At 32.2% G+C, this 11033-nt stretch carries 11 protein-coding genes; 1 reads left to right on the top strand and 10 read right to left on the bottom strand.

From position 1 onward, the window contains the following. Positions 1 to 3: 3 nt before the first annotated feature. From IHE43_RS13205 to IHE43_RS13170, 8 genes are all read right to left on the bottom strand, one after another. Positions 4 to 1194, bottom strand: a complete 1191-nt coding sequence (locus tag IHE43_RS13205) for a glycosyltransferase family 4 protein (RefSeq protein ID WP_225585109.1) — start codon at positions 1192 to 1194, stop codon at positions 4 to 6. Between the two features lie 47 nt (positions 1195 to 1241). Further along, a complete protein-coding gene (locus IHE43_RS13200) occupies positions 1242 to 2324 on the bottom strand; it encodes a glycosyltransferase (RefSeq protein WP_192184311.1) in 1083 nt (360 codons plus the stop codon). A gap of 143 nt (positions 2325 to 2467) precedes the next feature. After that, positions 2468 to 3781, bottom strand: coding sequence for a lipopolysaccharide biosynthesis protein (locus IHE43_RS13195; RefSeq protein WP_192184310.1), 1314 nt, complete (start codon positions 3779 to 3781; stop codon positions 2468 to 2470). Between the two features lie 51 nt (positions 3782 to 3832). After that, on the bottom strand, positions 3833 to 5245 hold the full coding sequence (locus IHE43_RS13190) for a nucleotide sugar dehydrogenase (RefSeq protein ID WP_192184309.1): 1413 nt from the start codon (positions 5243 to 5245) through the stop codon (positions 3833 to 3835). Between the two features lie 53 nt (positions 5246 to 5298). Continuing rightward, positions 5299 to 6423 carry a GDP-mannose 4,6-dehydratase gene (gene gmd / locus IHE43_RS13185; protein ID WP_192184308.1) on the bottom strand — a complete coding sequence of 375 codons (1125 nt, stop codon included), beginning with the start codon at positions 6421 to 6423 and terminating at the stop codon, positions 5299 to 5301. Between the two features lie 100 nt (positions 6424 to 6523). Continuing rightward, positions 6524 to 7477, bottom strand: coding sequence for a GDP-L-fucose synthase (locus IHE43_RS13180; protein ID WP_192184307.1), 954 nt, complete (start codon positions 7475 to 7477; stop codon positions 6524 to 6526). Positions 7478 to 7509: 32 nt separating this feature from the next. Next, the gene (locus IHE43_RS13175) at positions 7510 to 8511 is read right to left on the bottom strand and encodes a mannose-1-phosphate guanylyltransferase (RefSeq protein ID WP_192184306.1); all 1002 of its coding nucleotides are present in this window, start codon (positions 8509 to 8511) and stop codon (positions 7510 to 7512) included. After that, the gene (locus IHE43_RS13170; protein WP_192184305.1) at positions 8501 to 8935 is read right to left on the bottom strand and encodes an adenylyltransferase/cytidyltransferase family protein; all 435 of its coding nucleotides are present in this window, start codon (positions 8933 to 8935) and stop codon (positions 8501 to 8503) included. Before IHE43_RS13170 ends, IHE43_RS13175 begins: the two co-directional genes overlap by 11 nt. Before the next feature lie 604 nt (positions 8936 to 9539). On the opposite strand from IHE43_RS13170, the gene IHE43_RS13165 reads away from it, so the two are divergent. Beyond that, entirely contained in the window at positions 9540 to 10004 is a 465-nt protein-coding gene (locus IHE43_RS13165) for a UpxY family transcription antiterminator (protein ID WP_192184304.1), read from the top strand. Between the two features lie 91 nt (positions 10005 to 10095). On the opposite strand, the gene IHE43_RS13160 is transcribed toward IHE43_RS13165, so the two are convergent. Together IHE43_RS13160 and IHE43_RS13155 are read right to left on the bottom strand one after the other, a co-directional pair. Beyond that, positions 10096 to 10299, bottom strand: coding sequence for a helix-turn-helix transcriptional regulator (locus IHE43_RS13160; protein ID WP_192184303.1), 204 nt, complete (start codon positions 10297 to 10299; stop codon positions 10096 to 10098). A gap of 71 nt (positions 10300 to 10370) precedes the next feature. Next, positions 10371 to 10604, bottom strand: a complete 234-nt coding sequence (locus IHE43_RS13155) for a helix-turn-helix domain-containing protein (RefSeq protein ID WP_192184302.1) — start codon at positions 10602 to 10604, stop codon at positions 10371 to 10373. Positions 10605 to 11033 lie beyond the last annotated feature (429 nt).

Genomic DNA, 11033 nt, shown 5'->3' with positions numbered 1-11033 from the left:
ATTTTAAATCTTTAACGAAGAAAGTGCATCAGCCATTTCTTGTCCATAAACAGACCATGGCCTAGCTTTAGCTTTATTTTGAGCTGCAAGTCCGAATTGTTCCAATATTTGCGGTTTTTCAAGTATTTTAATAAGTACTTCTTTCAATGCCGATGAAGAACCGGCTGGAACAATCCATCCATCTTCGCCATCCCGAATCAAATCCGGTCCTGCTGTACGATCTGTTGTAATGACTGGTACGCCTTGCGACATTGCTTCTGTAATTACCAAACCAAAACCTTCAAAAAGAGAAGGAAAAACAAATACATCATGTTCCTCCATACAAGCTAATATTTCTTCATGAGGTAAAGATGGAATCCATGCGTGTTTTTCTAAAGCTTGATTCAATGCAGTGCAATTAGCTACTGATTTATGACCTACAATAGTCAACTCTACTTCATTTTGCATTCCTTCAACTGCTTCAAATAAATAAGAGAGTCCTTTTCGTTGTGACAGACCGCCTATAAATAAAATTTTAAGCTTTCGATTTTCAAGCGGCTGATATTTTTTTTTTTGTCTAACTTCCGGAAAACCATACGGAATTACTTTGATCTCCGGTAAGTCTCCAGAATACTCTTTTAATGTTTTTTTGGTAAAACTACTTGCTACAAAGAGAACATCTGCCAATGCTAATTCCTGATCTTTTTTATGGAGTTTATCTGCTGAGTCATTAAATCCTGTAAGTGTACTTGACCAATCGGGATTGATATCAAATTCTTTCTGCAGTAATAAACGAGCGCTTTTCCAATAACCAATAGGTAAGTCGTAAATGCAGCACAGTCCTAATTGTTTTGCTTTTTTAAAGGTAGATAATGCTCCATCTTCATAGGCATAGACTCCTGATAGTCCTCTCTTTTTTGCTTTAGCTAAATTATTAGAAACCCATTTGTCATGCTTTTCATATACTTTGTCAATGCAAAAAATACCATTTTCATGTGCTATTAAACTATCGAAATTTAATTTTGAAGTTAATAAACGTCCAAACTCAAAAAAAGAGTTTGATCTTGTGTAAGGCTGCCATGTTTTATCTAAACTTCTCCTTTTTAAATCTTTTAATTTTGGGTTACTGCTTAATTTGTATAATAATTGACCCGGAAATATTGCTATTGATGTAAATAATTTAAAAACTAGTTTATTTTGTAATAATCCAGTCATAAGATTTTTTGAATTCGCATTTAATGTTGGATGGGAAACCAGTAACTTCATAATACGAAAATTGAATTAATAAACTGGCTGGCCATATTTTGCGTATCAGAAACTTCAATATCTATCGGAATTATATTCAAATTATTTTTTTCATATCTAATAATTTGAGGGATAACATATTGTCCCTTTATTGGGGTCCATTCGCGGGAAACACAAATCGTATTAAGCTGATGCTCTCGATACGCCGCATAAACTCCACTTTTTTCGCTCTGATAATAGGGTGTTGTAGATATTCCAAAATCACTATCCCGAAGTACTTGTGATATTACATTTTCAGATTGTATGCCTAAAACCTCATAACTTATTTTATAATTATCCAATATAGAGATATAACTTGTAAGTTCCGGGCCGTTTTTACCAATAAAAACAAATTTTATTGGTTTGTCAAACTTGTTGGAAGTGCTCATTAAATCAACGATAAAATCTTCAAAAGGAGCTCCATTATGAATTGTTCCAAATAAAACAAACTGCGCAAATTCTATCGGTTTTTTTTTTACTGCTGTCAGAGGTATATTACCACAGATTGGCAAAATTTCTGCATTAATATTATGAGATTGAAGAAAGAATTGATATAATTTATTTTGAGTATTTACATAATGTGTTTTAGTATTATGAATTATCTTTTTAGCTATCAATTGTTGCAATCGACCAATACATTTGTGTTTAATAGAAGATTCCACATCAATCCCTAACCATAATTCATGAAACATAATATGCCATTTATGATTTCCCTTTATTTTTTTTAAGTAAGAAGGCAGCCAGAAAGGCAATCCTTTTGGGTTGAAACTATGAGGAACATATTGTAAGGAAATCCAATCGGGTTCAAAAGTTTTCAAAACACTTTGCAACCAAATTAAGCGTTGATTATTGGGAGTTGAAATGGGTATTCTATGTACCAGTACTTCTGTTCCTTCTGTCATTTGAGTTTCACTAATAAATGAAATGGACTGATGATCACATAAAGATAAAATTTGAGCTTCATGACCAGATCTTATAAGTTTTCCGCATAAGCGACGAGTGTAATCGCCAACACCATCATTACCAATTTCGGCTGAGCCGCAAATAAAGAGAATTTCCATATTATGTTTGTCTGATAAATTAAACTTTCTAAAAGCTGTCTAAGAACTTACTGGTATTACTAACTATTTTTTTTTCTCTTGAATATGCTGAAATTGGAGTAATACTATTTTGTCAATGCAAATAACTTGTGAATCAACCCTATTTAATGGCTTAATTGATTATCATTATTTTTTACAAGAAAAATATTATAGGTACAAAACAAAATTGTTTGCAACAATGAAACTATTCCTAATGCTATATTAAAAAACAAAACACCTTTTAAATTACTTAAATCCAGTAGTCTGGCAAAAAAAACAATCGAGAACAAATTAATCAAAATTGAGACTATTGGCGACATAGCCCAACCTCTTGAAGTATATAAGTTAAAGACTACTCCTCCTAATAATCCAATGCAGCTACTAATTATACTTAATAATAGTTCAAACTGTAAACTTTTATAAGTGTCTCCAAGTAACCATAGAATTGGAGTGGGAAATAAATAAACTATAAAAATAATAACACTTACTAAAACAAGTAAAAGTCCCATTATTTGCAGGAAACGGTTAAACAATAGATATTTATTTGAGACCAATTTAGCAAAGTGAGGAATAATTAATGTTGCAATTATTACATTAAAAATGGACAACATAACACTCACTTTACTTAAAGCTCCTAATTGGGCCAAAGAATGTGTATTACCAAAAATAGAAACTAACCAAATTGTAATTTGCCCTGAAAAACAATAATAAATAGAGGTTGGTAATATACGTTTAACTAAACTTAATATTTCCTTTCTAACTTCTTCATCAGGCTTTTGATCTTTGTCAGCCATGGTATAAACTATTTTCCTTAATCCAACATTTCCCCATATACGGGGGATACCTGCAGTTAGTACAGCTACAAAAGCCCAGGGAAAAATAAACATAGTCAGACCCGACAAAAATAATCTTGCAACTCCTACTTCTATTTGATTTCGTTGTAATGGTACAATGGTCTGATTCAATTTAGGAATAATCTCCAATAAAGAATCTGATAAAGTCGCGTAAAAGGCCGGAATTAATGCTGTTGCTATAAGTAATGCCATAATCCAACTAGCCCCATTATGCCGTAAAAGATAAAATAGAATAGGTACAGAGACTAACAAACTTGCAATTGCAAATTTTCTTCTTAAATCTAAGCCTGTTGCTAAAACGGCGCCCATTTTTTTTTTATTTTTCCATACTTTTCCCCCTTGAGTCATTACTCCCGGAACGATACCTCCGTCAGCAAGTACTGCCATCATCCCCAACATTGTGTTAGCCAGGGTGTAAAAAGCATATTCCTGAACAGTTAACAAACGGATTATTAAAATACCCGAAGCAAATCCTAAAGTCTGTATAATAATTTGAGCACTTCCGGTAATCGAAAGCAATTTTCCCCAGTTTATGACTGTATCATACTTAGGATGCTGTTTGAACTTTATCAAAATATTTTTCAAGGAACGGAAATAAAATGGTTATAAAACAGTTTTTTTATACAATGGACAAGCTTAGCCTTTTCCAATTCCCTTAATCTGAAAACCAATTGTTTTTAATTTTTCTACATCCAGAATATTACGGCCATCAAATACAAAAGCGGGCTTGTACATTCTGGTATAAATAGTTGCCCAATCGTAAGTTTTAAATTCATCCCATTCAGTCAACACTGCAACCGCATGAGCTTGATCGAGAGCATCCATTACCGTTTTGTAAACAAAAATTTGTTTTATTTTTGATTCAATTTTCTGTTCTGTGAGTCCCTTTAATTCCAATAAATAACGCATATCGGCTTTAATTTTTTCTTCAGAAACTTTGGGGTCATATATGTGAATTTCTGCGCCATCTTCAATGAGATGTTCTGCTACATAAATAGCAGCTGACTCTCTGGTATCATTGGTGTTTTTTTTAAATGCCCAACCTAAAAAAGTTATTTTCTTTCCACTCACTGTATTAAAAAGAGTGTTGATAATATTCTTTGCAAAACGATATTTCTGATAATCGTTCAGGATAATAATCTGCTCCCAATAATTAGCCACTTCAGGCAAATTAAAATAGCGGCATAAATAGACTAAGTTTAGAATATCTTTTTGAAAACAAGATCCCCCAAATCCTACTGAAGCTTTAAGAAACTTTGATCCAATTCGAGTATCAGTTCCTATGGCATTGGCAACTTCATCGACATCTGCTTCAGTTACTTCACATAAAGCAGATAATGCATTAATCGAGGAAATTCTTTGCGCTAAAAATGCATTGGCTGTTAATTTTGATAATTCTGAAGACCATACATTGGTGGTTAAAATTTGTTTTGGTGACAACCAGTGTGTGTAAATATCAACCAAAGACTGAATTGCCTTTAGACCACTCTCTGTTTGTTTTCCTCCAATTAAAACCCTGTCGGCATTAAGTAAATCATCAATAGCTGTTCCTTCCGCTAAAAACTCCGGATTTGAAAGCACTTCAAATTTGACACCGTTGCCTGTACGATCTAAAATAGTCTTCAATGTTTCAGCTGTCCGGACTGGAAGAGTTGATTTTTCGACTATTATTTTATCCGTTTTGGCTATTCGGGCTATTTGTCTGGCACAAAGCTCAACAAATTTTAAATCTGCCGCCATCCCTTTGCCTTCTCCATACGTTTTCGTGGGAGTATTTACTGCTATAAAAATTATATCTGCAGTTTCAATGGCACTGTCTACTTCGGTTGAAAAAAACAAGTTACGACCTCTTGCCTCACGAACTACTTCTGCAAGTCCAGGTTCATAAACAGGTAACTTATCCAAATCTTCGTCATTCCATGCCAGAATGCGAGCTTCGTTTAAGTCTACAACAGTTACTTTAATTTCCGGACATTTTAATGCGATAACAGACATTGTTGGACCACCAACATAACCGGCACCTAAACAGCAAATATTTTTGATTTTCATTTAATATCTTTTATGGGGCATAAAAAATTACGTTATACTACTTTTTCTATTGGCTACTCGAAATAATTTAAGATACTATAACCATATTCCTTTAAATGCTGTTCTTTAGCCATCAGTTTTAAATCAGATTCCATCATTTCTTTTACCAATGCAGCTAAGTCGTATTGGCATTCCCAACCTAGTTTAGTTTTGGCTTTTGTGGCATCTCCTATTAGTAAATCTACTTCTGTAGGTCTAAAATAATTTGGATCGACAGCCAATACTTCTGTACCAATTACAATCTGATAATCCGGGTTGCCGCAATATTTTACAAAGCCTTTTTCTTCTATACCTTCACCTTTAAATTCTAATTCAATACCCACTTCGGCAAAACTCATACGAACAAATTCACGAACTGTAGTAGTTATTCCTGTTGCAATTACCCAATCTTCAGGTTCTTCAGCTTGTAAAATCATCCACATCATTCGCACATAATCTTTAGCATGACCCCAATCGCGTTTGGCATCCAGATTTCCTAAGTATAATTTTTCCTGCAATCCCAAAACTATTCTTGAGGTCGCTCTTGTAATTTTACGCGTTACAAAAGTTTCTCCGCGAATAGGTGATTCATGATTAAACAAGATTCCGTTACAGGCATACATTCCGTAAGCTTCTCTATAATTTACTGTAATCCAATAGGCGTACATTTTTGCTACGGCATAAGGCGAACGCGGATAAAAAGATGTTTTTTCGGTTTGAGGTACTTCCTGCACTTTACCATACAACTCTGAAGTAGATGCCTGATAAATTCGTGTCTTTTTTTCCAACCCCAGCAAACGAATTGCATCTAAAAGGCGCAAGGTTCCTAATCCATCTGCATTTCCTGTATATTCCGGAGTTTCAAATGAAACTGCTACATGACTCATGGCTGCCAGATTATAAATCTCATCAGGCTGAATTTGTTGAATTAAACGAGTCAAATTTGTGCTATCAGTCATATCACCATAATGTAAAATGAAATTCCTGTTTTCTATATATGGATCTTGATATAAATGATCAATACGATCTGTATTAAATAAAGAAGTACGTCTTTTTAAACCGTGTACTATATAGCCTTTTTCTAGTAAAAACTCACTTAAATAGGCTCCGTCCTGTCCTGTAACACCCGTAATAAAAGCTATTTTTTTTAATGGATTCATAATGTTAAGTATAAAGCACAAAGGCATTGTGTTGCAAAGTCGCAAATTTTTAAAATCGTAACGATAAAGTTTTTTAGTGGAGATAAATTAAAAGAAACTATTAATAGATCTTTTCTTTGTAATTTTCAATGTTTTCCAAAAACCAATTGTAGGTCTTTTGTATTCCTTGTTCCAGATTGACCTGATGTTTCCAACCGATCTTATGCATTTTAGAAACATCCAGCAATTTTCTTGGTGTCCCATCCGGTTTTTTGTCGTCCCAAATAATCTGTCCGGTATAGCCTACAATTTTTTGTATTGTGGCAGCTAATTCTTTAATAGTAATATCTTCTCCGCTTCCCACATTATACAAATGCCCTGGAAGTTCATTTTCTAAAGCAAAAACTACTGCTTCTGCCATATCATCTACAAAAAGAAATTCCCGCATTGGTTTACCTGTTCCCCAAAGTATAACTGAAGCGTTATTATTTTCTTTACCTTCATGAAATTTACGAATCATCGCCGGCAAAACGTGAGAACTGTTCAAATCAAAATTGTCATGAGTGCCGTATAAATTTGTTGGCATTAAACTCACAAAATCTTTTTTGAATTGCTTGCGTATAGCCTGGCATAATTTTACACCAGTAATTTTTGCTAAAGCATACCACTCGTTTGTAGTTTCTAACGAACCTGTTAACAAATACTCTTCTTTTAAAGGCTGTAATGCTAATTTTGGATAAATACACGAACTACCTAAAAAGATAAACTTGTTTACACCCAACTTATGAGCTTCACCAATAAGGTTATTTTGAATTTGCATGTTTTCCATCAAAAATTGATACGGAAAATCATTATTCGCCATAATTCCTCCTACTTTTGCCGCAGCATCTATAATAACATCAGGTTTTATTTTTCGAAGAAAGTCCCGGACATCTTCTTGTTCTCTTAAATCCAATTCTATGCTTGAAGCTCCTATAAGATTATGGTAACCTTTTGCATGTAAGGTTCTCCAAATGGCACTTCCGACCATTCCGTGGTGTCCCGCAATATATATTGCAGCATTTTTGTTGATCATTTTAGGCTCGTTTATAAAAAAATTAAAATGAATTATAATAATGGCGAAGCAATAGATTCTAAATGTTGGTAAACTTGTTTTACCTCTTGAGAATTTTCTTTTTGCAGAACCATTAAGGCATCTGCGGTGTAAATTAAAATACAATTTTTAACACCAATAAAAGTAGTATGTAGGGAAGTTCCTATGGCAATATTCCTGTTTTCGTCAATTGGATGCCCTTTTTGCACTAGATAATCATAAACCGATTCGAACGAACCGAGATCAGACCATTCAAAATGAGCCGGAACTACTTTAATGTCTTTGCTTCGTTCCATAACTGCATAATCAATACTTATGGAAGGAATGTTTAGAGACAATTCATAATTCAGAAAGCCGTTTTGATTTACTTCCCAAACTGCTTTTGAGGCCCAATAAACTTCAGGTTCCTGCTTTTCAAGTTCTGTTAAAAACTTTTCTGCTTTAAAACAAAAAAGTCCGCTGTTCCAGAAATAATTTCCGTTTTCAAGATAAACTGCTGCCGTTTCGAAATCTGGTTTTTCATGAAATGCAATTACATTTTCATTCTCGAATTCAATATAACCATAACCCGTTTCCGGTTTAGTAGGTTTTATACCAAACGTAACCAGATAATCCTGATTAGCCAATACAATTGCTTTTTGCAAAGCAATGTCATATAACTCGCTACCTTCTATAATATGATCTGATGGTGTAATCAGTAAAATATCTTCCGGTTTTGATGCAAATGCAGCAAATGCAATTGCTGCGGCCGTATTGCGAGGTACAGCTTCCACAATATGAGTAAAAGACTTAATGAGTTTAGACATAATAGCATTACTCATTTTGTAATTTTCTATATTGCCAACCACTATCGTTTTATTGGAAGTAATTTGATTACGGTTCACTGTTTTTTCAAAAAGTGACTCTCCGTCAAAAAGCTCCAGATATTGCTTAGGAAGTGTTTTTCTGGATAGAGGCCATAATCTGCTGCCAATCCCGCCTGTTAGAATTACATGAGTAAAAGTGCTAATTGCCATTACTGTTTGTTAAAATTTCTTTTTGATACACTTCATGGCGCAAATTGGTACTTGAAAAACGATGATCTCTTATATTAAAGTACAACTCAATTCCTTTTTCTTCACAATAACTTCTGCCAGTAAAATCTCTCTCTTTATATTCATCTCCTAAAATGCGTACATTAATAGTAAAGGCCTTCAAAATATCTTCTAAATCCTGTTCGGTGGCATAAGGAACAATTTCGTCAACAAACTTACATGCTTTTAATTGTATGTAACGTTCGACAACAGTTTGGGTTGGTTTATTTTTTGTTGGGCGATCCAAGGTTGGATCAGTCTGTAAGCCAACAATTAAATAATCGCAATGTAGTTTTGCTTCTTCAAGCATTTTAACGTGCCCTGCATGTAACAAATCAAAAGCACTAAAAGTTATTCCAATTTTCATCTGCTTAATGTTTTTTAAGTTAAAAGTAAGTTTGCTAATATGGATATTATCTTCGAAATACATCATTAACCATTTTACTGGTTTTTAATGCTATTTTTTTAAGAATTGAAAAGGGGTTCCCCGTGAATAGCTACAATTTAACTATCCAAAAAAGAAAAAAAGATGGTGAAAAAAAATTAAAATTATTGTTCCTAATAAGTATAAAAAGATTTCAAATTCAGATTTATGAAAAAAGAAATTAAAATCAATTTTATTGGCATTACCAACAATGTTAATTTATGTTAAAATTATAATAATATCCTAGAGTAAAAACTACATTTTGGTTGCTAAATGTCCTAACTAAGGAAAAAATGATATCAAATATATAAACTCTTAACATTCTTGGAATTAAATTCACAATGTAATTAATACTAGAAACAGGTACCCTGATTCTTAATAAAAAAAGCTATAAACCCTCTTGTTTATTTAGATTTTGGAGGATATTTCTTTGTAGCGAAAAATTAAAGTAAAGCTATTATTCTTAAAAAAATTAGTGAAGTAAATATAAAAGAGTAAATCACAATTTAAATCATAATGTATTTTGAAACAATAAATAATTAGGACTATGAAATGGTATGTAGTATACACTAAACCCAAATGGGAAAAAAGAGCCGCAGAACAATTAACTAAGTTTAATATAAATTGTTATTGCCCATTGATAAAAAAAACCACACAAAGATCTGATAGAAAAATAAAGGTCGAATCCCCATTATTTGATCATTATATATTTGTACAATTGGCAGAAAAAGATAGAAACTTGGTTTTTAATTCACCTGGTGTAGTAAGGTATTTATTTTGGCTAGGCAAACATGCTGTTGTAAAAGATCAGGAAATTGAGACTATAAAAGAATGGCTTAAAAGTGGAGATACTGCGAAAGAAATATCGGTTATGCAGTATCAAATTGGAGATAAAATACATTTGAATTCCGGTCCATTTTGTGATCATAATGCTGTTGTCAAGGACATCACAAAAACGCATTATGTATTAATTCTGGAATCTTTGGGATATGTTTTAAAAGTAAAAAAGTAAAATGTAAATAATAACATTAAATAAAAAATAGAGTTCTTTTTAATACTGAACTCTTTTTTTTGTGAAAAACAAAAATGATTGTTGTCTAAAATTAAGTCTCTAATTTGAAAATTTCGCTTTTTTTGATTCCTAAAATCTTGACTAACTTATCCAGTTTTGATAATTTGAGATCGACCATTCCTTTCTCAATACTCTCATATTTTTTCAAACTCATTTCCATTTGAATAGCTATATATTCAGAAGTATGATTATTTTCTATCCGATACTTTTTGATTTTTAAATAGTAATTTTCCATAATTTTATTATTTAATTTATTCTATTTATATCTCGTTATAAAGCTTTTTACGCTACATTTTTCAGAATACTTTATTTTGCCATTTCGTTAAAAAAAATTGAAACATCAAATTTAAATATGAACTCAATTGAAACATCTAAAACTTTTGAAATTTCAATTAATTTAGAAACAGTTAAATCGACATCTCCTCTTTCAATTTTACCATAGCCACTAGGGCTCATTTTTAATTCAGCCGCGACAAACTCTCTGGTTAAGTTTTTTAATTCTCTTATTTTTCTGATATTTTCATACACACTATATTTCATAAAAACAAAAAATTTAAATAATTCTTATCTTGAATTACTATTGCACTTAAAAATAATCTGCCCTTCTTTTAACATTATTAAAAAATTATCTTTTTACCCATAATGTTAAATTATCAACAACATTTAAGACCAAACAATCACTTTTATTTCATCTATTTTGAATTTCGCTCAAAAATATACAAACTTTCGATTTTTTAATAATAAATCAGTCCAACGGATTTTAAAATCGATAAAATACAATTTGTTGCCTTTTATACTCTATTTGAGCGTATTAAAAGTTTAAATTTATACGATAAAAGCCACATATTCTGCATGTTATACAATCTAATCTATGTTATTAAGAGGGTAAAAAAAGGAAAAGTCCTGCAAAATGAACTTTATTTGAAGATGGTGCACGAATAGTTTGGAAATTAGATTTTATAAACTAAG

It is taken from the genome of Flavobacterium sp. MDT1-60 (assembly GCF_014844035.1).
Taxonomy (GTDB): domain Bacteria; phylum Bacteroidota; class Bacteroidia; order Flavobacteriales; family Flavobacteriaceae; genus Flavobacterium.
The sequence above is the reverse complement of the archived record's forward strand: the minus strand, read 5'-3'. Positions and strand labels throughout refer to the sequence as shown.